15 protein-coding genes are annotated in these 26,125 nt (G+C 37.6%); 1 reads left to right on the top strand and 14 read right to left on the bottom strand.

The window, feature by feature from the left end:
• Nucleotides 1-37: 37 nt before the first annotated feature.
• The 3 genes from AC3IS6_RS20130 to AC3IS6_RS20120 are packed head-to-tail and all read right to left on the bottom strand — an operon-like array spanning nucleotide 38 to nucleotide 3,585.
• A complete protein-coding gene (locus tag AC3IS6_RS20130) occupies nucleotides 38-2,230 on the bottom strand; it encodes a penicillin acylase family protein (RefSeq protein ID WP_489161989.1) in 2,193 nt (730 codons plus the stop codon).
• A gap of 2 nt (nucleotides 2,231-2,232) precedes the next feature.
• Entirely contained in the window at nucleotides 2,233-3,096 is an 864-nt protein-coding gene (locus tag AC3IS6_RS20125) for a cyanophycinase (RefSeq protein ID WP_489161987.1), read from the bottom strand.
• Between the two features lie 36 nt (nucleotides 3,097-3,132).
• Entirely contained in the window at nucleotides 3,133-3,585 is a 453-nt protein-coding gene (locus AC3IS6_RS20120) for an Lrp/AsnC family transcriptional regulator (RefSeq protein WP_263361487.1), read from the bottom strand.
• Between the two features lie 255 nt (nucleotides 3,586-3,840).
• Here AC3IS6_RS20120 and rocD point away from each other — a divergent pair, with 255 nt between their 5' ends.
• Complete coding sequence (rocD, locus tag AC3IS6_RS20115; protein WP_489161986.1) at nucleotides 3,841-5,094, top strand: ornithine--oxo-acid transaminase; 1,254 nt, start codon at nucleotides 3,841-3,843, stop codon at nucleotides 5,092-5,094.
• Between the two features lie 66 nt (nucleotides 5,095-5,160).
• On the opposite strand, the gene AC3IS6_RS20110 is transcribed toward rocD, so the two are convergent.
• The 11 genes from AC3IS6_RS20110 to AC3IS6_RS20060 form a co-directional block, all read right to left on the bottom strand.
• A complete protein-coding gene (locus AC3IS6_RS20110; protein ID WP_489161984.1) occupies nucleotides 5,161-6,558 on the bottom strand; it encodes a RagB/SusD family nutrient uptake outer membrane protein in 1,398 nt (465 codons plus the stop codon).
• A gap of 10 nt (nucleotides 6,559-6,568) precedes the next feature.
• Nucleotides 6,569-9,577 carry a SusC/RagA family TonB-linked outer membrane protein gene (locus AC3IS6_RS20105; protein WP_489161982.1) on the bottom strand — a complete coding sequence of 1,003 codons (3,009 nt, stop codon included), beginning with the start codon at nucleotides 9,575-9,577 and terminating at the stop codon, nucleotides 6,569-6,571.
• Nucleotides 9,578-9,977: 400 nt separating this feature from the next.
• Complete coding sequence (locus AC3IS6_RS20100; RefSeq protein ID WP_489161981.1) at nucleotides 9,978-11,915, bottom strand: family 2A encapsulin nanocompartment cargo protein cysteine desulfurase; 1,938 nt, start codon at nucleotides 11,913-11,915, stop codon at nucleotides 9,978-9,980.
• Nucleotides 11,899-12,819, bottom strand: a complete 921-nt coding sequence (locus AC3IS6_RS20095; protein WP_202703368.1) for a family 2A encapsulin nanocompartment shell protein — start codon at nucleotides 12,817-12,819, stop codon at nucleotides 11,899-11,901. Before AC3IS6_RS20095 ends, AC3IS6_RS20100 begins: the two co-directional genes overlap by 17 nt.
• A 684-nt stretch (nucleotides 12,820-13,503) precedes the next feature.
• Nucleotides 13,504-15,159 carry an arylsulfatase gene (locus AC3IS6_RS20090; protein ID WP_489161979.1) on the bottom strand — a complete coding sequence of 552 codons (1,656 nt, stop codon included), beginning with the start codon at nucleotides 15,157-15,159 and terminating at the stop codon, nucleotides 13,504-13,506.
• A 191-nt stretch (nucleotides 15,160-15,350) separates the two neighbouring features.
• Nucleotides 15,351-16,613, bottom strand: a complete 1,263-nt coding sequence (locus AC3IS6_RS20085) for a YeiH family protein (protein WP_489161977.1) — start codon at nucleotides 16,611-16,613, stop codon at nucleotides 15,351-15,353.
• A gap of 78 nt (nucleotides 16,614-16,691) precedes the next feature.
• Entirely contained in the window at nucleotides 16,692-17,411 is a 720-nt protein-coding gene (locus AC3IS6_RS20080) for a thioredoxin domain-containing protein (RefSeq protein WP_489161975.1), read from the bottom strand.
• Between the two features lie 5 nt (nucleotides 17,412-17,416).
• Entirely contained in the window at nucleotides 17,417-18,487 is a 1,071-nt protein-coding gene (locus AC3IS6_RS20075; RefSeq protein WP_489161973.1) for a sterol desaturase family protein, read from the bottom strand.
• 195 nt (nucleotides 18,488-18,682) lie between these two features.
• Nucleotides 18,683-20,602 carry an arylsulfatase gene (locus AC3IS6_RS20070; protein WP_489161971.1) on the bottom strand — a complete coding sequence of 640 codons (1,920 nt, stop codon included), beginning with the start codon at nucleotides 20,600-20,602 and terminating at the stop codon, nucleotides 18,683-18,685.
• 31 nt (nucleotides 20,603-20,633) lie between these two features.
• The gene (locus AC3IS6_RS20065; protein ID WP_489161969.1) at nucleotides 20,634-22,106 is read right to left on the bottom strand and encodes a RagB/SusD family nutrient uptake outer membrane protein; all 1,473 of its coding nucleotides are present in this window, start codon (nucleotides 22,104-22,106) and stop codon (nucleotides 20,634-20,636) included.
• A 15-nt stretch (nucleotides 22,107-22,121) separates the two neighbouring features.
• Nucleotides 22,122-25,253: a SusC/RagA family TonB-linked outer membrane protein gene (locus AC3IS6_RS20060; RefSeq protein ID WP_489161968.1), complete on the bottom strand. Its 3,132-nt coding sequence runs from the start codon at nucleotides 25,251-25,253 to the stop codon at nucleotides 22,122-22,124.
• Between the last annotated feature and the right edge of the window lie 872 nt (nucleotides 25,254-26,125).

The raw sequence follows: 26,125 nt of genomic DNA, 5'->3' as shown, positions 1-26,125 counted from the left end.
TCCGAGGTTTTCACTTGTTGTTTTCTTACAATGAAAATCATTCACCGGGATGATAGGTTTTCTCTGCATTTTTGATGACATCTTCCTTGTAAAATAAGACTTCCTTGAAGCTTCCTTTCTGGTACATTTCGCTTTGATCGTTAAAGTGTCTGGATTTAGGATCTCCGCTATTACCTCCTGCCAATAGTGATTTTGCTTTTATTTTTGGGCCAAATTCTACAGCACAGACAAAACTGTTGCCATTGTAACCATATCGTTTTTTAGAATCTTTTTGATAGCTGCTTTTAAAGGAAGGTAAGCTTCCCCATGAGCCCGGACCAAAAGCAATAGGTGAACTTGGTTGTGCATCGTCATATTTTAAATCGATGTCACCACTGGAACGCTGAAATCGGTTTATATCTCCCCAGGTCACTTTCCAGGTTCCCCATTTTGAGTTCAGTTCTTTTAAAACGGTTTGTAATTGTGGGAGCATTTGATTGGCGGTTGCATTTTTAGCAAATTTTTTGGTGTTTTCTACCTGATCCAATTCTCCTTCATCGACATAAGCTTTTAGTATTATTGGATCTAGTTTATAAGCCCATTCAACAGCTAATGCGGTTGCTACCGAATTTGCTTTTGCATAATAATCCCAGTTTTTTAATATTGAAATCGCTTCGTTCAATTCTGCATATTCAGGATTCTTAGAGCTGCTTTTTTTTTCGAAAATGGTAATTAAAGACGGAATTAAGATTTCGAAAATTGACAATTTGGTATCGTATCCGTCTGCAATTACTTTGTCTAAAGTGTATTGATTGCCTTTGCTGAAAATTCTAACAGCATTTATTCCTCTAAAATTTTCTCCATCTGGCGCCATATATGGCAAGTAGTTTTGTTTTTTCGGACTGTTTTCTCCGGCAACAGAATAAGGAGTTGAGTTGCAGTTTTGCAGCCAGCCATTTACGGGATTGTATAAATGAACGGTTTCGTTTACTTCGTGCAGGCCTTTCCATTGTGTAGCTGAAACCGAACCGTCAATTACTTTGGACCAATTGAGGTTTTTGTCTCTGATTGGAATAAAATTTCCGTGCCAGTAAGCAATGTTTCCTTTATCGTCTGCATAAACGGTATTGTTGGAGGTATTGGCTTTTAAATCCAATGCTTTTTTGTAATCTTCAAAGCTAGCCGACTTGGTTCTGATCCAACTTTGGATTAAACTGGTCATCGAACGATTATTTGATTTTAAGGAGATCCATTTCCCATCGCGTTTTGCCATGATAGGACCGTTATTAGTAAAGTAAGTTTTGAATTTTTTTGCAATTAATTTTCCGTTCTCAGTATAGTTTATCGTGATTTCTTTTTCAATAACAGGGATTAGTTTTTTATCGAATTCATAAAATAATTTGCCCTTTTTATCGATAATCTTTTCGGCGTACATGTCGGCAACATCTACATTAGATGAGGTGTGCATCCATCCACAATGGTCGTTAAAACCCTGATAGACGAAAAACTGTCCCCAGGTTACCGCTCCGTAAACGTTTAGTCCCTCATCGCTTGTTACCTGTACTTCGGGTCTGAAGTAAAAGGTAGTATGTGGGTTTATGTACAATATAGCATTACCGTTAGCTGTTTTTGATGGTGCAAAAGCAAAACCGTTAGAACCTGTCTGAACGTTTTTTTCTCTTTCGACATAGGCAACTTTATCGGTATTGCCGGAATAAAAAGCTTTTAATTCTCCAATGGTAAGATCGGCGGTACTTATGGCTCCGATACTTCCATCTGTCCAAAGTAGAGGGAACCAGGGCTCAAAATGGGTTAAGAGTGCCGGTTTTACTTCAGGATGTTTGTATAAATAAAAATTGATGGCATCGGCATAACTGTTCAATAGTTTTTTGAGCCATATAGGGGCTTTTTTATAATCGGTTTTTGCTTCTTCCGGATTTATTAAAAGTTTAATCTCTAAGTCATTGTATAAAACAGATTGTCCTTTTATTTCTGATAGCCTGCCCAGCTTTTCAATGTAGTTCATTTCAATTCGTTTAAAATCATCTTCGCATTGGGCATAGAGTAATCCGAAAACCGCATCGGCATCTGTTTTTCCATAAACATGTGGAATACCCCAGTTGTCTCTGATGATAGTGACTTGCTGGGCTAGATTTTGAAGACGGGTAACTTCTTTGGAATTGATTTTTTGTGCCGAAAGCTGAAAACTGATACAGAAAATTATAAAGGCTAATTTTGGAATTTTAAGCATGCTTATTTGATGTTAAATTTTTGTCCGGCAGTATAAATACTCATTTGTAGATTTTCAATCGAAATGAGATTGTTGTTTTTAGATTTAAGGATTCCTTTCGGGTTTCTAACGACGATCACTTCGCTTTCGCCCGCAACTTCAATTTGATTGTTTCGAACGATGATGGCCGTACTTTCGTCAATTCCTATTCCGGTTAAGGCAGGGAATTCGACTAATGCAGAAAGTAATCGATTGTAACGATTTCTTTTTAAAAAGTGCTGGTCGATAATAGCAGTTTTAAGCAACCCTAAGCCTTCTGCGGTTTCAAGATTGTCGTAACGGATGTTGTCAAAGGTTCCTGAATATTCTTTTTGAAGCTTCTGATTTCCGGTGATCATTTTTTCTGACATTACTGCTGCACCGGCGCTTGTTCCGGAAATTGTACTTCCATTTTCATACGCTTTTTGAATCGCCTTTTTGATCGGAGTATTTTCAACTATATGCATAAAGCGTGTCTGATCTCCGCCACTGATAAAAATCAGTTTTGCTTTTTGCAATGAATCTGTTAATCTTTTATTTTGAGCTGTTTCTTTGTTGAAGTTGAGCATCACAATTGGGTGAGGCGTTAGTTTTGCCATCTGTGTTTTGAAGAAAATAAACGAGCTGTCCGGCTCTTCGCTCGACATTGGTAGAACGACGATGTAATCTTTTTTAGACAAATCGGAAACACTCAAAACCTGCTTCATTAAGGCATCAGACCGATCACCGCCTCCAATGATAAATAACTTTCCTTTTGTAGTTTGCGCCTGCAAGAGATTAGCTAGTAAAAGAAACAGGACCATACTGTATTTATTTACAGGAAATCTAAAAAGAGATTGATTTTTCATATCGGGAAGAATTGGTTAATTACGATGACCTAATTTCTACAAAGAAATATTTCGCTTAAAAGCACAGCCTAACTCAATAATCGAATCGGTTTTGGCGATGCCAGGAATGCCGTCGATTTTTTCATACAGAATGCGGCGCATGTGTTCGTGATTTTTTGCAATAATTTTGATATAAAGTGTAAAAGATCCAGTTACATAATAACATTCGGTAATTTCAGGAATTCCTTTTAATTCCTCAATAATTCGGTCAGAGTCGGAATCTTTATTTAGGGTGATTCCTGTGAAAGAAGCCCAATCGTAACCTATGTTTTTTTCCTGGATAATTGGCTTTATGCCACCAATTACACCTTGCTCGATCATTCTGTTAATACGCTGATGCACCATAGTATTTGATATTTTCAAATTAGCAGCAATAGCAGAAAAAGCCATTCTTCCGTCTTTTTCTAATTCTTTAATGATACTAATATCAAATTCGTCTAATATATCCATTCTTTTAAATTGTGTTAAAACTTGAATAGTACCCCAAATAATCGGCAGCACTTTAACATTTATAAAAGTAATTATTTTTTTCAATTAAAAGAGTTTAAAAATGGACTTGTAATAAGTGAAATTGATTTTTTTAAAACTAAAAACAATTGATTTTGACTTTTAAATTGATTTTTAAAGTCAAAGAATAAGGTTTGTAGCCCGATAATGAATAATTTTTAATACTTTTGTGCTTTCAAAAAAATAAAATAAAAGATCATGATTCATACTGAAAATAGCCTATCGTCAAAATCAGAGGTTTTGATTGAAAAAGAAAATAAATACGGAGCTCACAATTATCACCCGCTTCCTGTCGTGTTAGAAAGAGGAGAAGGGGTATATGTTTGGGACGTAGACGGAAAAAAATACTTTGACTTTTTATCTGCTTATTCAGCTGTAAATCAAGGGCACTGTCATCCTAAGATCGTAAAAGCAATGGTTGATCAGGCACAAAAGCTTACTTTGACTTCCCGTGCTTTTTACAATGACAGATTAGGTAACTATGAAGAATTTGTAACTAAATATTTTGGTTTTGATAAAGTTCTTCCAATGAATACTGGTGCTGAAGCTGTTGAAACGGCTCTTAAAATATGTAGAAAATGGGCTTATGAAGTAAAAGGAATTTCTGAAAATCAGGCTCAGGTTATTGTTTGTGAAAATAACTTTCATGGAAGAACAACTACAATCATTTCATTTTCGAATGATGAAGGGGCGCGTAAAAATTTCGGACCTTTTACAGATGGATTTATAAAAATTGAATATGATAATCTGGAGGCTCTTGAAAAAGCACTTGAATCATCAAAGAATATTGCAGGATTTTTAGTAGAACCAATTCAGGGTGAAGCAGGAGTATATGTGCCTTCTGAAGGATATTTGGCGAAAGCTAAAGCCTTGTGTGAGAAACATAATGTTTTGTTTATTGCCGATGAGGTTCAGACCGGAATTGCGCGTACCGGAAAATTATTAGCCGTACACCATGAAAATGTGCAGCCTGATATTTTAATTTTAGGTAAAGCAATCTCAGGCGGAGTATATCCGGTATCAGCAGTATTGTGTAATGATGAAATTATGAATGTGATTAAACCAGGACAACACGGATCTACTTTTGGTGGGAATCCTGTTGCTGCTGCAGTTGCAATCGCCGCTCTTGAAGTAATAAAAGAAGAAAATCTTGCCGAAAATGCAGAACGTCTGGGAGTGATTTTAAGAAAAGGATTAAACGAAATCGCAGAGCGTAATGATTTGATTACCCTGGTTCGCGGTAAAGGTTTGTTAAATGCAATTGTAATTAATTGTGGTGAAGATTCGGATCTGGCATGGGAAATTTGCCTGAAATTCAGAGATAATGGATTATTGGCAAAACCAACTCACGGAAATAAAATTAGACTGGCACCACCATTGGTGATGACAGAAACTCAAATTCAGGAATGTCTTGAAATTATCGAGAAATCACTGAATGACTTCAAAAATTAGATTTTTTTTTGATTTTAGTATGTAAAAAAACATCCCGCTAAACGGGATGTTTTTTTGATTTATACATTACTTGCTGTAACCTGGATTTTGAGTGATTTTTTTGTTGGCATCCATTTCTGAAATCGGAATAGGGAATACCAATTCATTTGCATCATAGAGTAACAGTTTAGATCCATCACCATCATCACTTACATCGATAGAGCGTTTTGTTCTTCGTAGATCGTGAATTAAAAATCCTTCCATCCCTAATTCTAATTCGCGTTCTAATAAAATATCGTTAAGGGTTACTGCGGTTAAGTTTTCAGCATTGGCTCTTGTTCTGATTAAATTGATGTCGTTAAGAGGCGTGTTGCCCACGGTTGTTCCTGCCTGAAAATTTGCTTCAGCTCTGATTAGATACATTTCTGCCAGACGAATTACTCCAATATTGGCAAACTGATCGGTAAATTTTAATGTCAGTACTCGATCATTCACAGGATTTACGTAGTTGTATTTTGCACGATCATCATTGGCGTCTGTAAATTTGTCCAGATAAGGGTCTCTTATCGAAATATCACCTCCGCGTCCTCCATTATCTTCTGATGAATAAAAGGTGTTGGCATCATTCACCCCGGTTTGTTTTGTAATTTGTATGGCAAATATATCTTCGGTCTGATCGGCATCATGATTAAAAGCATCTGCATATTTTGTTGAAAGTGAGTGTCCGCTATTTTTGATCACATCATCGGCAGCATCTCTCGCCAGAGCGTAATTGCCTTGTTGCAGATATACTCTTGCCAATAACGCTTTTGCAGCGTACTTATCTGCATAAAAACTATTGTTTTTAGGAAGATTGGTATAGGCAATATTTAATCCGTCAATAATTACTTTGTATACTTCATCGACGGTACTTCTTTCTTTTGATAAATCGACATTGAAATCATAAATTGCGTTAGGTCTAATAACGACTCCCAGTTGATTGTTGGCCTGACCGCTAACGTATGGTTTAGCAAAGAAACGTACCAGATCGAAATAAGCAAGTGATCTCAAAAAATTGGCTTCACCAATCATTCGACTTTGTTTGGCAGGGTCTTTTACCTTGTTGATATTGTCTATAACGGTATTTGTAGCGTTTATAATCTCGTAATATCTGGCGTAAGTTCCTGTAATGATTACATTATCGGCAAGCATTTGTTTGAGATATATTTGCCTTAATTCACCATAACTCCCTCTAAATCTAAAATCGGTAGTTGTGGTTACCCCCGTTACTCCTAATAATTCAGCATAAACTAAGATTCTTCCTCCGTAGGCATTTCCTCTTGCTGCAAGAGCATAAGCTCCTGTTAACACGTTGGTGACTCCCTCCTCTGTACTTAAAGTTACAGTAGCGTCTTCTCTTTGCCTTGGTTCTATATTTAATTCATTTTCACAGCTTGTAAAAAAGACTGTAAAAAGTATAAAAAGTACTATAGTATTTGATTTCATTTTGATCGATTTAAAAATTAATATTTACTCCCATAGCGATGGTTCTTGCAGGTGGAGCCGAATAAAATTCCTGTCCAATATTAGGATTCGCTTTTGAGATATCATCTCTTCGTGATTCAGGATCAGAACCTTTATAGTTGGTAAGAGTCAATAAGTTAACGGCTGTAAGATAGACTCTTAAGCTGCTCATTCCCATGTCGCTTATTGTTTTTTTAGGTAATGTATATCCTAAAGTCAGGTTTCTTAGACGCACAAAATCGGATTTATCGAGATAACGGCTTGAGTTTTGTGTACCGTTAGAACCTCCAAACCTTGCCTGAGGGACATTTGTAATATCGCCCGGTTTTTGCCAGCGGTCTAACTGGTCTAAGGTTTGATTGTCAAAATAGTCGGCTGCCGTAGATTGGTATATTCCGGCAGAGTTATAAATACTGGCTCCCCATTCTCCCTGGAAAGTAAATGAAAAGTCAACACCTTTATAGAGGATGGTATTAGTAAGTCCCGACATTAAGGTTGGAAATGGATTTCCAAGAATTGTTCTTTGTGCTTCGCTATAGTCATTGGTCGTACTCTTGTCAATGCTTCCATCGGCATTTTTTGTGTTTTTTACAAAAAGAGCATCTCCGTTTGCGGGATCAACTCCGGCGTATTCAACCAAGTAGAATGATGAAATATTTTCGCCAACTCTGTTAATGGTGTAGGCATTAATCACATCTGCATTGTTATTTGGTAATGATTTTACTTTAGACTGGTTTGTTGTTAAATTGAAGCTTGTTGTCCAGGTAAAATTTTCAGTTGTGATGTTTTTTGTGTTCAAAGTGAATTCAAAACCATTGCTTCTAATTTTTCCAATGTTTTTACTTACGGTTCCATTATCGCCGGCACCGACACTTTTTGGAAGTGGTACATCAAAAAGTAATCCGTCAGTATCTTTTTGATAGTAATCGGCTTCAAAAGTAATTTTATCTAAAAAGCCCATTTCTGCACCAAAATCAATTTGAGTCGATTTTTCCCAGGTTAAATTATTATTTCCGGGCTGATCAAATGTTAATCCTGATTTTAAGTTATACGGATTTGGCCTGTACAATTGACGTGAAGCAAAGTTGCCAATTTCGGCATTTCCTAATTTACCCCAGCTTCCTTTTAGTTTTAAATAGGTCAGAACGGAGTTTTCCTTTAGAAAATTTTCCTTTGATACTACCCAACCGGCAGAAAATGCAGGGAAAACTCCAAAGCGTTCATTTTTTCCAAAACGGGAAGAACCGTCACGACGAATACTGGCTTTGAAAAGGTATTTACCGTCAAAAGCATAATTTAATCTTCCGAACTGAGAAACAAAAGAATAATCTTCTTCGCTACCGTGTCCTTCATTAATTTCGGCTCCTCCATCAATGGTTTGAAAACCATCATTAGGAAAATAGATGCTGTTTACGTCCTGATATCTTCGGTTGTATTTGTTAAGTTCCATACCGGCAACAACATTCAAGGCATGTTTTTCTGCAAATGTTTTATCGTAAGTAAAATAGTTACTAAATACATAATTTTCGGTATTTACTGAGGAAGCAAATACAGCACCATCAGTTGCCATAAACGGAGCATTTTTGCCTTGCCAATAGTCTTCAGTCTGAGTTAAATAATCGTAAGAGAAATCAGAATTGAATTTAAGACCTTTTACTAATTTTAGTTCGCCATAAACTTTTCCGGTAAGTCTGCGCATGACAGTTTTCCAAAAAGTATTGTCTTTCGCCAGAAGATAGTTGGCATATTCTGTATTTGGATTTGGTGTTCCGTCCGGAAATCTTGCCTGAGATATCGGAGACTGAGCTACAACTTGCAAAGGTGATACAAATGAGTTGTCATCCTGAACCCTGTCGATGATTGCTCTTGAAAAGCCAATATTCATACCGGCCGTAAAACGATCTGAGACTTTATGTGATATGTTTGATCTTCCAGTTATTCTTTCCAGACTGTTGCTGTCGATAATTCCGGTTGTATTGTTGTAGGCTCCGGAAAAGAAGTATTTTGTTTTATCGTCTCCACCGGAAACAGAAAAATCAGCATCGGTTGTAAATCCTGTTTGAAATGCAATGTCTTGCCAGTCGGTATCAATTTCTCCGTTTCTCCAGTCAGTTCCCTGTGCCAGTCTGTCTAGTTCTTCTTCTACAGTTGCTAAATCATCAGCATTGCTTCCGGCTTCCCGCAGCAATTCAACATATTGTTTCGCATTTAACCATTTTTTCTTATGGGTAGCTTCACTAACTCCTTGCGAGAAATTAAGGGAGAAGGTTCCTTTACCGTCTTTTCCTTTTTTGGTGGTGATGATTACAACTCCGTTGGCTCCACGTGCACCGTAGATAGCTGCTGATGAGGCATCTTTTAAAACATCAATAGACTCAATTTCGTTGGGACTTATAGTCAATAACGGGTTTGTTGGAGCTCCATTGCTGGATTCGTTGTCTGTAATCAATGGAATTCCGTCCAATACATATAAAGGCTGTGTACCGGCACTAATACTGGCAGCACCGCGAACTCTAATGTTTATACCTCCTTCGACTTTACCATTTGTTTGGGTGATTTGTACACCAGCAAGTTTACCAACCAAAGCGTTCTGAACGTTTGAAACGGGTATTTGCTGAATATCTTTTGCGGTAACACGGGCAATATTATCGGTTAGATTCTTTTTAGTCTGTGTTCCGTAACCTACGACTAGAACAGCTTCCAGTTCGTTTTGAGTTTCGATTAATGTAATGGTCATTGCATTTGAAGCGGGAACATGTACGGTGGTAAAACTTACATAGCTCACCGTAAGGATGTCTCCTTTTTTAGCGGCTATTTTAAAATTCCCGTCAAAATCTGTTTGAGTACTGGTTTTGGTTCCTTTTACGACGATGTTTACCCCCGGAAGCGGAACTCGTTTTGAATCCGTAACTTTACCTGTAATAGATTCTTCCTGTGCATTGGCTATTTGCACAAATAATGCTATCAATAGCCCAAAAAAAAGCTTAAAGTTGATTTTCATTTTTTCAATATGTTAGGATTAGTTCTCTCAAATATCTTAATTTTTTGTTAACGATTTATTTTTGTATAGTAATAAAAATCACTCAAGTGTTTATTTTTGTGACATTTGTAACATTTTGATGTGAATTTAGGGCTTCCTCAAAAAAAGATTGAATTTTATTATTTATAATGTAATCAAACTCTTTTTTGTTTGAATTAAATAATGTGATTTAACAAAAAATATAATTTGATTTGGAGTGTTTTTGTTTTTATGTAGTTATTTTTTAATAGGTTTCTTTTTTCTTAACATAAAAAAAGCGACTGTCCGAAAACAATCGCTTTTGGTTATAATTACTCAAAATATCAAAAAAAGTAACTATTTTTTTAGAAAGGCCTAAGAAGACATTGCCCTGTATTATTTTTTAAAATCTAACTTTTTTAAGTTCCCATAAGGTTTTGATAAAAGTATCGACATCCTGGGTGGTATTGTAAAAAGCCAGAGATGGACGAACAGTAGTTTCTACACCCATTCTTCGCAAAATAGGCTGTGCGCAATGATGTCCGGTTCGTACCGCAACACCTTCTTTATTTAAAGCTTGTCCCACCTGATCGTTTGTGTAGCCTTGCAAATTAAATGAAAGAATACTTGCCTTATTTGCTGCTGTACCGATCAATCGGACACCAGGAATTTCTTTTAGCAATTTTGTCGCATAGTCTAACAACTGATGTTCGTACTGACCGATCGCATCTATTCCTAGTTTTGTTACATAATCTATTGCAGCCCCAAGACCAATTGCGTCAGCAATATTTCCTGTTCCAGCTTCAAAACGATTAGGAGCTTTGTGGTATTTTATTTCCTCAAAAGTGACATCCTGAATCATGTTTCCACCAGATTGGTAAGGATGCATTTCATTCAGTAAATCTTCCTTTCCGTATAAAGCGCCAATTCCTGTAGGCCCAAAAAGTTTGTGTCCGGAGAAAACCAGCCAGTCGGGATTTAAATCCTGAACATCAACCTTCATATGTGAAACCGATTGTGCACCATCAATTAGAACTTTTGCTCCAACAGCATGAGCCATTTCAACAATCTTTTTGGCCGGTGTTACCGTTCCCAATGCATTTGATACCTGAGTAAAAGCAACCAGACGTGTTTTTGAATTCAGCAATTTTGCATATTCATCGAGTAAAATTTGTCCGTCATCGTCAACCGGAATTACACGAAGTTTTAATCCTTTTTTATCTGCCAGACGTTTCCACGGAACAATATTCGCATGATGTTCTAAATTGCTGACAATGATTTCGTCGCCGGCAACTAAATTATAATCACCCCAACTTTGTGCCACAAGATTAATACCTTCAGTGGCACCACGAACAAATACGATTTCGTTTACGGAGCCAGCATTCAGGAACGTTTTTACTTTTTCGCGTGCAGCTTCATAAGCATCCGATGCGCGTGCAGCCAATTCATGTGCAGCACGATGGATATTCGAATTTTCATGTTCGTAGAAGTAGGCAATACGATCAATAACCGATTGCGGTTTTTGTGTTGTGGCAGCATTATCAAACCAAACCAAAGGTTTTCCATTTATGGTTTCTCTTAGAATAGGAAAATCTTTTTTAATTCGATTAGCATCAAAATGGGAAGTGGAAATACCCCCAAAATCTTGTTTTTCAAAAGTATTACCAACGATTAAATTCGAATTTCTCTGATCAAAAGCAAACGGATTTTGCTCTAAAAAATAATATGAATTTGATATCTCATTTCCGTTTAATGGAAGGTTGGTACGTTTTGTAAATTGTGTATCCACAAAAGCCAACGCTGCTTTTAATTCCGTTTCAAACGAAGAACCTTGGGATTGAAAAGGCAGGTATTCATTATTTAAAAACAATTTCGAAAAAAAACTTTCTTCATTTAGCTGAGCGGTTCCGTTATTCCCAAAATTTTCGTCATAAAAACCGGTTTGCGGATTGTTGACATTTACATTATTTCCGTGTGAAATTCCCAATGGAGAAGTTTCACTTTGAGGATCAAATCCGGCTCCGGCATTTGGATATAAAGCCGAAGCTCCTGAACCATAGTTGGCAACGTTTGGCGCTGCTCCAAATCCGCTAAATGCTGGTAAAGCAGTAGGTGAAGCTGGCTCATCCTGCAAGGGCAGGGCTGCCGGGTTGTGGCCACTGAAGTTCCCCGAATTAAGGAAGGTTTCTGCAACTTTTGTGGCACGGGGATGTTCATTACGATCAGGACTTAACGAAATCTCTTTGGGAAATTCGTTAGGTAACGTACTGAACAATTCGTTAGCCAAAAGCTGCAAATCCTCAATGTTGGGTAAACCGTTGTTGTTAGTATTTATACTCATGGTACTTTCCAATTTCTACATCTTCAAGAACGGCAATTGCATCGTCTACCAATACTGCCAGTGAGCAATATAGCGATACCAGATAGGATGCAATTGCTTTTTCATTTATTCCCATAAAGCGAACTGATAATCCCGGTGATTGTTCGCCTTGTAATCCTGGCTGAATTAATCCGATAACTCCCTGACGGCTTTCGCCTGTGCGCAATAGAATGATTTTTGATTTTCCGTCTTTGATTGGTAATTTGTCTGACGGGATAAGCGGAATTCCTCTCCATGTTAAAAATTGAGATCCAAACAAAGAGGTCGTAGGAGGAGGAACACCACGACGTGTACATTCACGGCCAAAAGCTGCAATTGCTAAAGGATGCAATAAAAAGAAACCCGGTTCTTTCCATACCTTGGTTAGTAATTCGTCCAGATCATCTGGCGTTGGTGCACCAGTTCTGGTTTTAATAATTTGCGAAGGCGCAACATTGCTGAGCAAACCATAATCTTTATTGTTGATTAATTCGCTTTCCTGACGCTCTTTAATGGTTTCGATCGCCAATCTAAGTTGTTCAGAAATCTGATTGTACGGTTTACTGTACAAATCTGAAACTCTTGTATGTACTTCAACAATCGTTTGAACTGCAGCCAGATTATATTCTCTCGGATTATCGATATAATCGACAAAAGTATTGGGTAAAACCCTTTCGTCTCTTGCAGAACAATCTACTTCGATATGGCTTCCGTCTTTTACTTTATTCAAACGGAATACACCCGATTCTACTGGTGTCCAATGCAAAAGATGCGTTAACCAACGTGGTGTAATTGTTCCAATTTGAGGAACGGTACGTGTTGCAATTGCTAATTGTCTTGCTGCAACATCTCCTAATGCTGTTTGTTGTTGTTTTGTTTCAGCCATGGCTTAATGGTTTAATGGTTAATTTATTTTTTGTTGTAGTATTTTAAGAACTTTCATTCGTAAAAAAACAATTTTATCGTACTAGTAAATTTAGCTTAAAACTAAAAACCTCCGAAATAAAAACCGTTTAATTTACAGTATAATAATGTCTAAATTATTGAATCATAAGGTTAATCAAGGCAGAACCCGCATTTAACCGAATGATATTTTTGCTTGATATGGTGATCCGGTTTGGTACCCGTTACCAAAGAGGGGATCTGTTTGTACTTGGGGATGAATTTTTATTTTATAAGTGAAATCGATTCAAAACGAAATAATGGGAAGAATTAACGGCAGAAGCACATATAACAAAAAGTGTTATAGGTATATTTTTTTGGAAGGATATAATTCGATGTACTTGCAGTTGTTTTCAAAATGTAGTTTTTTAAAATTTAATCTCTACTAATTCTATAGATAAAGTTAAATTTAAAATAATAAAATCCAAAAGTTTTTTAAAATTTATTCAGATGAGTGCAAGAAAACAGGTAAACTGTAGAATAGATTTCGTTTTAAAATGCTGATTTTGAGTTGTTTGTTTTTATTTGTTTTCGAATATAAAAAAAGACAGAAAAATAAGTAAGAGTTGTTTTTTACTTATTTTTCTGTCTTTTTAAATGCTTTATAAAATGTAAAAAGAAGCTTTAATTACTTTTTTAAGGCTGCGCCACCTGGCATAACTTCCTGTTTTAGTTTGAATTTACTGTATTCTACAACTCCTGTCTGATCAGCCCAATCAAAGTAAGAAGCAGACAGTTTGTTGACAACAGCGGGGTTTTGTTGCGCTACATTGGTCGTTTCGCCACGGTCAGTTTCAATATTATAAAGTTCCCATTCGTATGACGGGTAAGTCGAAACCAGCTTCCATTTTCCATCGCGTACGGCTCTGTTTCCGGCTCTTTCCCAAAACAGTGGGGCTCCTCTGTCGACTTCCGAAGCATTATCGAATAATACCGGCAGCAGACTTTTCCCTGCTAATGGATTAGATTTTACACTATTGTATTCTTTTGGATATTCAATTCCGGCCAATTCATAAAAAGTAGGAGCCAGGTCAATAATATGTCCGGTTCCTTTATCAATTCGTCCGCTTTTTATTTTTGAAGGATACCAGGCAATAAAAGGTGAACTGAAACCGCCTTCGTGCATATTGTTTTTGTATTGCTGTAAAGGTGTGTTAGACAAATAAGCCCAGTTTTGTTCCTGATAATCAAAAGAACCCGAGGTCCCAATTGGACCATCATTTCGGACCAAACCTCTTCCTAAAGGATTGTAAGTATTAAAACCACCCTGCGCACCATTGTCTGAAATAAAAATAATGAGGGTGTTTTTATCTTTTTTTAATGCTTTTAGTTTGTTTAGAACTTTACCCACATTTTGATCCATGTTGTCTACCATTGCAGCGTAGACCTCCATTTTGGCTTTCCAGAATTGTTTTTCATCATAAGTCAGTTTATTCCATTCCGGAACTTCAGGGTCTCTTGTAGATACAGTTTGATTGGCGGGTAAAATACCGTTTGCTTTTAGTTTTTCGATTCTTTTTTCTCTTAGTACATCCCAGCCTTCGTCAAATTTCCCTTTGTATTTGGCAATATCCACTGGTTTTGCCTGCAGTGGCCAGTGTGGTGCCGTGAAGGCTAAGTAAAGGAAGAAAGGTTTATTTTCTTTGTTTTGTCCGTCCAGAAAAGACACTGCATTGTTTCCGATCTCATCTGTAAAATAATACGAATCGTCTTTTGGGTGAAGCTCTTCATTATTTAGAAGCAATTTTACCGGATAAGGTGTTTTTCCGAAAGGCAAAGGTTTGGCATCAAAATAACTGGAAGCTCCTTTTAAGATTCCGTAAAACTTATCAAAGCCTCTCTGATTGGGCCATTGCGACTGATCTAGAGAGCCTACATGCCATTTTCCCGAAAGTAAAGTGCTGTAACCTCCGGAACGGAAAACCTCGCCCAATGTTAAAGACTCTTTGTTCAAATAACCCTGATAAGCGGGAAGTCCCAGGTTAATATCAAAAAATCCCATTCCGGCCTTATGCTGATATTGCCCTGTTAACAGCGAGGCTCTGGTAGGTGCGCAAATGGAGTTGTTGTAAAATTCGCGCAGACGCAAACCTTCACTAGCCAGTTTGTCGAGATTTGGTGTTTTAATTTCGGAGCCGTAATTTCCTAAATCAGAATATCCCATATCATCCACCATAATCAAAATGATATTTGGTTTTGAAGAATCGGCCGTAGTTTTATTTTGTGCGGAAACTAAAAGCACGGTCGAAAGCAGTACATTTAGTGTAAGAAGTGTTTTTTTCATTTTAATTCATGTTGTGAGTTGCTGAGGTTGGTTTTATCATTAGTGGAATCTATTTGACAGATAGAAACATAGGCTTTGAAAATTATAGAAAATTATGATTTTTTTAGATACCTATACTTTTTATTTTTAGCAGAATGTCTTTTAGGTACAACAAGTTACGCTCTGATATATTCCAAAAAGGATTCAGATCGTTATTTACTAAACAGTAAAAAGGCAATAATCAGGGTGACAATGACATTGAATAATTGTGCGATTAAAAAGGCATATAGCGGTTTTCGGCTGGTATTGTTCCATAAATCTTTAAAGTGAGTTTCCAGTCCGATACTGGTAAAAGCCAATGCAAACCAGATACTCTGCAGGTTTTTTAAACTGTCTTTTACTTCGTCTCTAACCTCCGCAGTCAGCAGGAAAGAAAAGAGGAGTGAAGCGGCGATAAAACCGATAACGAATTTTGGAAAACGTTCCCAAATAACAGCTAAGGTTGGTTTTGATGAAACAGCTTCGGTTGATTTGTTGTGTGTATAGGTCCAGTATACGGATATAGCAAAAGCCGCTAAGCCTAATAATACATTTTGAGAAAATTTGACAATCGTACTAATTTTTAAAGCCGTTTCGCCTACTAACGAACCCGAAGCGGCAACGGCTCCAGATGTGTCAATACTACCGCCTAACCATGCTCCTGTTACTTCTTCGGGAAAGTTGAAATATTGGGCAATTACAGGCATGAAAATCATCATGGGGATGGCGGTAACCAAAACGACAGAAATTACATAGGACAGTTTTTTAGAATCACCTTTTATAGCGCCCGAAGTGGCAATCGCAGCAGAAACACCACAGATCGATACGGCGCTTGAGATCATCAGGGTTAATTCATCGTCAACTTTTAGTTTTTTGCACAGCCAGAAGGCAAAGTACCAAACCGACAGTACAACCACTAAAGCCTGAATAAGTCCTAATGAACCGGCTTTTAGAATGTCTGAGAAAATAACAGTGGTTCCTAGTAATACCAAGCCAATTTTGACAAATACCTCTGTTGAAAGAGAGGAACGAAACCACCTTGGAAGGATGAAAAAATTACCCAGACAGAGACCTATGATTAAACTAAAAATCACCGCTTCCAGGTTTAGCCCTTTTAGGATTGTGTTTCCGGAGATAATTAAAGCTAAAATTGTTAAAGAATATACTATTGGAAAACCCAGTAGAAAGTTTTTGACCGATTTTCCAATTAAAAAAGCACCAAGTGTTCCAATCGCAATCAGGTATAAAAATTGTAAGCCAATGATTTTTAGGTTTCCGGAATTAAACACGTTCACTAATAAATCGGTTTCGGTTGACCATTTGAAAACAGGGATCTCAGGTAGAAAAATAAAAAGAGAAATTCCGATGATGATAAATCCAAGGACTACGACAGTCCAATCTTCGTGAAGGGTAAATTGTTTGGTTTGGGTCGACATTTTATTGTTTGTTTTACTGTATTAAACCCGACAGGTTTTTGAAACCTGTCGGGTTTGTATTCGATTATTTAGCGATTTTTATTTCGAAGCCAAAGCGACATCGACATCATTTTTTAAATCACTCAAACCTTCTCTTTTGAAAACAATTTTTCCTTTTTTGTATAAAATCAAAGTTGGGAACACTTTTACAGTTTTCAAATCGGCAATTACCTGCGGGCTGTCTTCCAAATCAATTTCAATGATTTTTAAATTATTGCCGTATTGCGCTCTGATGGTTTCTAAAACAGGTTTTACTTTTTTGCAGGCGCCACAGTATACAGAACCAATATCAACCAGAACGTCATTATTTTCAGTTATGATTTTATTGTATTCGGCTAAGGTCAATTTGCTTTTTGAATTGGAGTAAAAAGGTTTTCCGTTTCCAATCCAATTGGCAATTCCGCCTTCTAAACTGTAGGCTTCTTTAAAACCATTTTTCAGCAATTCCTCTGCAAGCCAGACACTTCTTCCTGCTCCAATAGAATAGGTGAAGACTGGCCTTGTTTTATCTAAGGCAGCGATACGTTTGGTGTAATCCTTTGATTCCAGATTAAAATTTTGAGCACCATTGATATGGTTCAGTGCAAATTCTTCAGGACCACGTGCATCAATGATCTGTGGCTTTTTTTCGCTTTGAATTTTAGCATAAAAAACGTCTAAAGAAACGGTGTTGGATGCTTTTTGCTGTGCAAAGCTAATTCCGGAGAAAAACAGTATCACGATCGCAATACTGTTTTGGATTAATTTATTTTTTTTCATGATCTTTAAGATTGAACCTGCTCATAATAAGCCGGATTTGGAATCGTATTTTCTACTTTCTGACGAACCGGAACAGCTAGTACTCCTTCAGCCAAAGCGCTTCCTTCTTTTTTGGATTTGAAAATTGGCCAAAGAAATTGTGCGTACCATTCTTCTTGCTTGTACGACTTCATTCCGTATGATTTTGGGAATTTTCTAGTGATCAAACCTGTTCCGAAAATGATATCCCAGATGAAAAACATATTTCCGAAGTTCCCTTTGAAATGTCCAACACCGTCTCCGCTGGTGTCAGCATGATGCGCGTGATGGGTTGCCGGAGTCGAAATTAAACGTTCTAAAACCCATGCAATTGGATGTAAAACTTTGTATTTGTAAAATGGTTTATCCCAGGCAATACTCGAGTGAGCTCCCAGAGTAATCAAACTTTTAATGACTAATACGAACAAGGCCGGCAATCCTAAACCTAAATAGGTTAAAGTGGCGGTTAAGTAAATCTGAGAAAAGAAGACCGTGTAAATAAAGTTTTGTCTGGATGCCATTGCCATGCCCATGTAAGGCGCGGAATGGTGCGTTCGATGAAAACGCCATAAAAAAGGAACCTGATGGTGCAGACGGTGGTACCAGTATTGCGTTAAATCATCGGCTATCGCGATAAGGAAAAAGCCTCCCCAAAATGGAACCCACGAAAGCGAGTTGGCAAGATTAGGGATTAAATACGGTAATGCGGTCAGACTAAAAAAGGCAATTACCGGGGGCAAAAGCAATTTTGGGGCCAGAAAACAAACGATATCGACTTTGCGTTCTTCGCCCGTCCATTGGTCATCGTACAAACCTGCAGTAAATTCGATAACTCCCAAGATTAACATAAAAGCAGTTAATCCCCAGGTTCTGATATTTTCGAAAGCCGGTTTTGCAAATTCTAAAAATGACGGTAACGTAAGATGAGATTCGGTGACCAAACCATTCGTTAGTTTGAAATAAAGAAAAATTGCCACGACAGGCAGAGAATAAATAAGGAGACTAATGCTTAAATCTCTGGTAAGTTTGCTCTTTGAATTATAAGCTGTTGTTGCCATGATTTCTTATTTTAAAAAGTTATTAATTAATGTTAAACCTCCCGCCAGAATAATTAGCGGAACTAAAAAAATAATCGCTCCCACGATGATTTTTTTTCCTATAATTTCAAAATCTACTTTTTTCATAATGATTTAAATTAAAAGCGATTCAGGTTTCAAAATGTTGTCAAAAGACCTGAATCGCTATTGGATTTATTATTTAGCATTTCCTGGTCTGGTGGCTTGCTGAATCAGGTCCTGTAATGTTTTGCCTTTGTCGGCGGTAGTGTTGTGTATTCTTCTGTTGTACACATCCTGCCAGTCAATCAACGGGTAAACATTATTCTCTTTGGCTTGTTCTTCAAACAATTTTTTTAGTTCGGCCAATTTTTCAGGGTATTTTTTAGCCAGGTCATTGCGCTCGTTGAAATCTTCGTTGAGGTTATACAACTCCCATACATCAGCATCGAAATTGCTTTCGGTAGGTTTTTCGTTTTTACCCAGCGATTTTTTTACAGCAAAAGAATCCGGCAGGTGTGCTGCGCCTGCTTTCCAGCCATCTTTGTAAATGGCTCTGTTTCCAAAAATATAATAGTATTGGATATTGTGTAAAGACGGCGTCTTGGCATCATTTAGTGAAGCGTAGAAGGTTGAACCCTGAAGAGCATCCTGTTTTACTTCTCGGATATATTCAGGAGCTTTAATTTCTGCAATGTCTAAAGTGGTTGGAAGTAAGTCGGTTACGTGACTGTACTGGTTTCTGACTCCGCCTTTTTCTTTAATTCCCTTTGGGTAAAAAACAATCAACGGATTACGGGTTCCTCCTTCAGATTGTGCATCTTGTTTCCAGTTTTTAAAAGGAACATTTGTTGCCTGAGCCCATCCCAGCGGATAATTGGTGTTCAGTCCTTTTGCAGTTCCAATCTCTCCGATATTGTTTAGATTTTTCTGTAGATTTTCCTCGTCAGATCCGCCCTGAGCAAATAAACTCTGATTGATTGTACCTTGCGTAGTACCTTCTTTACTAGCGCCATTATCCCCAATTGCAACAAAAATTAAAGTATTCTCCAGTTGATTGGTTTGTTTTAAATGTTCTACGATTCTTCCAATTTCGTGATCGGTATAGGTCAGATATCCGGCATAAACTTCCATGAATCTGGCGTAGACTTTCTTTTGATCCGGTGTTAGTTTTTTCCAGTCGGTAATCAGTGGATTGCGTTCCGGTAAGATGGCATTAGCAGGAACTACACCCAGTTTTTTCTGGTTGGCCAGTACTTTTTCGCGATAAGCATCCCAGCCTTCATCAAATTTTCCTTTGTACGCATCGCTCCAGGATTCTGCCACCTGATGTGGTGCATGAACCGCTCCGGGAGCATAGTACAAAAAGAAAGGTTTGTCTGGTGCCGCTTTATGCTGTTTGGTAATATAGCTAATGGCTTTATCCGTAATCTGATCCGTTAAGTGTCTTCCGTCAGGTGTAATATGTGCGTTGTCTTCTACCAAATCAGGTTTGTACTGATCGGTTTGTGATCCTAAGAAACCGAAAAAATGTTCGAAACCTTTTCCGGTAGGCCATCTGTCGAAAGGCCCTGCATCGGTAGCTTCTTCATCAGGAGTCAAACCGTATTTTCCCACGGCAAAAGTATTGTATCCTTTGTCTCTTAAAATTTCGGCAATTGTTCCTTTATCAGATGGAATTCTTCCATCCCAACCCGGGAAACCTGCTGATAAAACGGTATGTGAAAATCCGCTTACGTGTACTTTTCCTGAATTTCTTCCGGTTAAAAGAGCGGCACGGGTAGGGGCACAAATAGCAGTGGTGTGAAAGTTGGTGTAACGCAGACCATTATTAGCCAAATTATCAAAAGTTGGCGTCTGAATTAAACCTCCAAAAGTGCTTGAGGCTCCAAAACCAACATCATCTAATAAAATCCAGACAATATTTGGTGCACCTGCAGGGGCTTTCACAGGATCTGGCCAATATTCTTTAGAATCGGCCAGCGTTTTTCCGACTACACCTTTAAAATCAGCATTCGGATTGTTTTGCGCAAAACTCAATTGTGCTACAAGCAGCGCAGTAAATAAGAGTCCTTTTTTGAGGCTCTTACTTTTACTAGGGTATTTGAAATTTTTCATAATTTATTCGTTTTTATAGTGGTGGTTTTAATTAATATCCGGGGTTTTGAGGTAATCCAACAGGATCAATATTTCTTTCGCTTTGCGGAATCGGGTATAAATTATTTCGTTCAGAAACGGAGTTTTTCGCCAGTACTTTTTTGACTTCGGTAACCAAAGTTCCCCAACGAACCAAATCAAACCAGCGTTGTCCTTCCTGAACAAATTCTTTTTTTCGTTCTTCTTGCAGGGCTGCTCTAAACGTTGTTTGTGTCAATCCCGCTAAGTCTACTGTTGCGTCGGGCGTGTTGATCGGTTTTCCAAAAGCTCTTCTTCTTACCTGATTGATTAGCTCATAGGCTTCAGGTGTTGGTGGTCCCTGTTCGTTTATCGCTTCTGCTAAAGACAGTAAAATATCGGCATAACGAATTATCGGAAAATTGATTGAGACATTAGACGGAGTGGCCAGATTGGTTAAATCCAAATATTTTTTAAAGATTGGCTTTGGAAAAGTATAAACGTTTGCTGTACCGGGAACTGGTAATTGTTTGGCATAACTTACATCGCGTCTGGTGTCTCCGGCGGCGTAAATGTCATAGAACAACGCGACATCCGAAATAATATCGGCAGGTTCTGTAGCAGTGAATCCGGTAAAAGAAGTGGCCTGAAAAGTACTTCCGCTAGATCCGTTTCCGGCTTGATTGGGTTCAAACTGAACAGAGAATATATGTTCCTTCCCGTTCTTTTTGGTTTTCGTGAAAATATCCTGAAAATTTTCGAAAAGAGCATATCCATATCCGCCGTTGATCACTTCTTTGGCTTTTAAAATAGCATTTGGATAGTCTTTTCTCGTAAGGTACACCTTGGTTAGAATTGCTTTTGCAGCTCCCGATGTAGCACGTCCCGCATCTGTTGCAGCATAAGCAGGCGGCAGCGCTTCGGCCTCTTTTAAATCTGAAATAATCTGATTGTAAACTTCCTGTACTGTCGCTCTTTTCGATTTTAAACTCTCTAACTGAATAGAAGTAGGTTCGTGCAAAACAATTGGAACTCCGCCCCAAAGTCGTACGTCCTGAAAATACAGTAACCCTCTGATGAATTTGGCTTCCAGGATCAATCTGTTTTTAACAGCGTCTGAACCAACTACTTTTGGAATGTTATCAATAGCTACATTGGCTCTGTTTATTCCCGCATAGATTTGACGCCACGCCACCTGAACACGGTCAGAAGTAGCATCATGCGTCAGACTGCTTAAAGCTCTAACTTGTGGATTGGTTGCCGAAACTCCCGCTGCAGCATAATCCGAAGCCATATCGGTCAGGAAATATAAGTTTCTCCCAAACAAACTCTGCTCTCCCGGATCAAGACTTAGTGAAGCGTAGACAGCTGTTACACTTGCTACAGCATCGTCTTGTGTTTTAAAGTAGTTGTCTTCGGTTACAAAAGAGGTAGGTGTGACCTCTAGATCGGTGCACGATACCAATAGTCCGGCACTTAATAGGAATGTTAGAATTATCTTTTTCATGTTATATTTTTTTACTTAGAAAGTTACGTTTAGGCCGGAGATGAATGTTTTTGAATTCGGATAAGAACCAAAATCAATTCCTGGATATAAATTGTTTTGCTCGTAGGAACTTACCTCAGGATCATACCCTGTGTATTTTGTCCATGTAATTAAGTTTTCGGCAGAGACATAAAATTTGATACTTTTAGCTCCCAGTCTTTTCGAAAGGCTTTTTGGTAAAGTATAACCTAATGTGATTAATTTTAATCTCAGGAAAGAAGCATCTTCCACATAACGTTCTGAAACAATTCCTAATGGAGAACTAGTCGCTCTCGGAACTTCATTGCTTGGATTTGTAGGCGTCCAACGATCTTCCAGTGTAACATTGGCATTCGTACCCAGCGTAGAAATTTCCAGTTGCTGATTTAAAGCATTGAATACTTTACCTCCATAAGATCCCTGGAATGAAAAGTTAAGATCAAAGTCGCGATAGGAAACCGTGTTGCTAAAACTTCCCACAAATTTTGGTTGTGAACTTCCAAGATTACTTTTGTCAAGAGCTGTAATTACGCCATCTCCGTTGGTATCTACATATCTTCGGTCTCCAACTTTTGTGTTGGCTAAACTGTTTATTTTTGGCTGAGTGTTTACTTCTTCCTGTGTCTGGAAAATTCCATTGGTTTTGTACCCCCAGAAAGTTCCCAATGGCAATCCTACTTTTACTGTTACCGGTTGTTGCTGTAGTAAAGAGCCGTTTGGCACTACTGGAAAAAATTGATCCACTCCATTTCCAATAGAAACGACTTTGTTTTTATTGGCAGAGAAAACGATGTTAGAATTCCATGAAAAGTTTTCTGTTTTTAGGTTTTCGGTAATCAGGCCAATTTCAACCCCTTTATTTTCAACCCCTCCAATGTTTTGAAGCACAGTTGCATATCCTGAGGTCAACGGAATAGGTACATTGATCAACAAATCGTTTGTTTTTTTGTAGTACACATCAAAAACAAAATTGATTTTGCGGTCTAACAAGGATAAATCCAATCCAACATTGTATTGATTTGTTTTTTCCCATTTCAAGTCCGGATTGGCTAGTCGGGTAGGAGCTAAACCAGTTTGCAGAGTTCCTCCGAAGGAATAGTTTACAGAAGCCATTTGAGCAAGAGAAAGATAATTTCCAATTTCCTGGTTACCGGTTGTTCCGGCAGTTATTCTTAGTTTAGCTTCGGTTACGCCTTTGATATTACTTGCAAAAGATTCGTCGGTAATATTCCACGAAAATCCTGCTGACGGGAAATACCCCCAAAGCGACTTCGAACCAAATCTTGAAGATCCGTCTGCACGGGCAGAAAGCGTAAAATTGTATTTTCCTTTATACGAATAATTAACTCTGGTTAACCAGGATTTTAAAACACTCTCGAAAGCATCTGTATAAGGTTTTAAAGGCACACCATCTTGCAAAGCGTTGTACGTATTGGCGTCATTGACAAAAAATTGAGCTCCCGCATTCACAACTTCACCTTGCGTATATTGAAGAGTATATCCGCCCAAGGCTGAAAATTTGTGGTTTTCACCAAAATTAGTGTTGTAGTTCAAGGTGTTTTCATTCAGTACAGAGCTTACTAAGCGGTCTCCGACAGAACCAAAACCTTTAGTTCCTGCACCTGTAGTGGTAGTTGCCGGTGCATAGTAATTTTGTTTGGTATTGATCACATCACCACTAACAGCCACTTTTGCGGTTAGTTTTTTGGTGATTTTATATTCGCCAAATAAACTGGTCAGGATTCGATTGATTTTAGTTTCGTTGGTCGTACTAACAAGGTCATTTATTGGATTAGCAATGACTCCGTTAACAGCTGTTGCATAAGGATTATTGGTCAAGTTATAGCTTCCGTCGGCATTTTTAATCGGAACTACCGGTGGCTGATACAAAGCGACAACTAGCGGATTAGGTTGTCTTCCGGCAGAAGAACCACCATTGGTACCAATACCATTTGCAACCGAATTGCTATAGTTGGCATTTACTCCAAATTTAAAATTCTGAGAATAGTTTCTTTCGTAATTAACACGAAGCGAGATACGTTTGAAATCAGAGGCAATTACAATTCCGTCCTGTTGAAAATAACCAGCCGAAATTGCATATCGGGAGCGTTCATCACCTCCTGAAAAAGACAATTGATGATTCTGAATAGGAGCAGCCGTTCTAAAAGCAGCCGATTGCCAGTCGTATCCTTCCGAAGTTTTTAAAGCTTCGATCTGAGCAGCAGTAAAAGAAGGAGCCTGACCAATACTGGCCTGAACATCATTACGCAGGCTTGCCCATTGGCTGGCGTTCAGTAAATTCAGTTTTTTCGACACATTCTGGAATCCAATATAACCTTGGTATGAAATATTGTCCTGACCTTTTGTTCCTTTTTTAGTGGTGATAATGACTACACCATTTGCGCCACGGGAGCCGTAAATAGCAGTGGCAGAAGCATCTTTTAGTACCTCAATAGATTCGATATCACCGGGGTTAATCGTTGATAGTACATTAACAGTCGCTCCCGCATTTGAAACTCCTGCTGTACTGTTGTTATTGTCGTTATAAATTAAAATTCCGTCAACTACATAAAGCGGTTCATTACCGGCTGTAATAGAGTTTCCTCCCCTGATTCGTACACTTGAAGAGGCTCCGGGACGTCCCGAACTTTGTGTGACTACCACCCCCGGTATAGCACCGCGCAGTAAGTTATCTGCCGATGAGGTTACCTGACTTAAATTGGCTTTAGGTACAGAGGACACAGCACCTGTAATGTCTTTTCTCTTTTGAGAGCCATAACCAACAACCACCAATTCGTCCAGCTCCTGACGTTCTTCTTTTAGATGAATGGTAATTGGATTTTTTTCGACTATAATCTCTGATTTTTTATATCCAATATAAGTTACGATTAAAGTATAAGGGAATTTCTGTCCGGTTTGAAAGTAAAATTTTCCTTCGGCATCTGTCTGAACACCGTGAGTAGTTCCTTTAATAATAACAGAAGCACCAATAATAGGCTGGTTGGTAATGTCGTCTAAAACTGTTCCATCCAGTTTTGATTGTATAAGAGGTGTTGTATTTTGGGCATTAATTCCTGCCGATAGGAGGAGGAGAAACAGGAATGAGTATATTTTTAATTTTTTTTTCATTTCTTTGTACTGGTTTAAGTAATTAACAAGAAGCCTTGAAAGTTGAATTTTCAACTCTCTAATGGAATTCTTGATTTAGTGATAAATGTTCTTTAAGCCTTGCCATTTCTGTTGCCGCAGAAATGGCTTTTTTTATTTACAGCAACAGCCTTGCATATTTTTCATTTTGTTTTTTTTAGTTGTTAATTATTTTCTTTTTAAAGTATAGGTATAGTTTCAGTACTCCTTTTGATACAAATGAATGCATCAAACCGACTTGGAAATTTCAATAAAAATTTTATGGTGTATTTAAAAATTCGCTTTAAAATGATTCGGTACAAAAAGGAATCGAATGCAAACGAAAAAATTGCTGAGGTTTAGCAACAGAAGCACATATAACAAAAAGTGTTATAAGTATATTTTTTAGGAAGAATGTAATACGATATGCTTTCGGTTGTTTTCAAAATATAGTTTTTTTGGTTTCAAATATTATTTTAAACTCTACTAATCCTATAGACAAAGTTAATTTTAATATAATAAAAACCAAAAGTTTGGTTATTTTTTTTTGAAAAAGATAGAATTTTGGAATATTTTTTAGCTATGCAAATGAGTTAATTGGTTGTTTTTCAATACGTTGTATTTTTGTTTACGATATTGAAAAAAAGCATAAGCTTCTATTTTTTCAATTAAAAAATGTAGTACTTTATACTTAATTTTCTAATTTTTAAGATCTTATCTCATTTTAAAATAAGGTAAAAACGTCAGCTAAAAGTTGTTGGAACCTCCAAAAGATGTTTTTTTTTTTAATGCAACTTTTATAGGTATGACTTCATTATAAATGTGATGGTCTGGAAATGCATTTTTCGATTGAGATGGGATAATAAAGCGGATAA

This window comes from Flavobacterium sp. KH_035 (assembly GCF_057839565.1).
The sequence above is the reverse complement of the archived record's forward strand: the minus strand, read 5'-3'. Positions and strand labels throughout refer to the sequence as shown.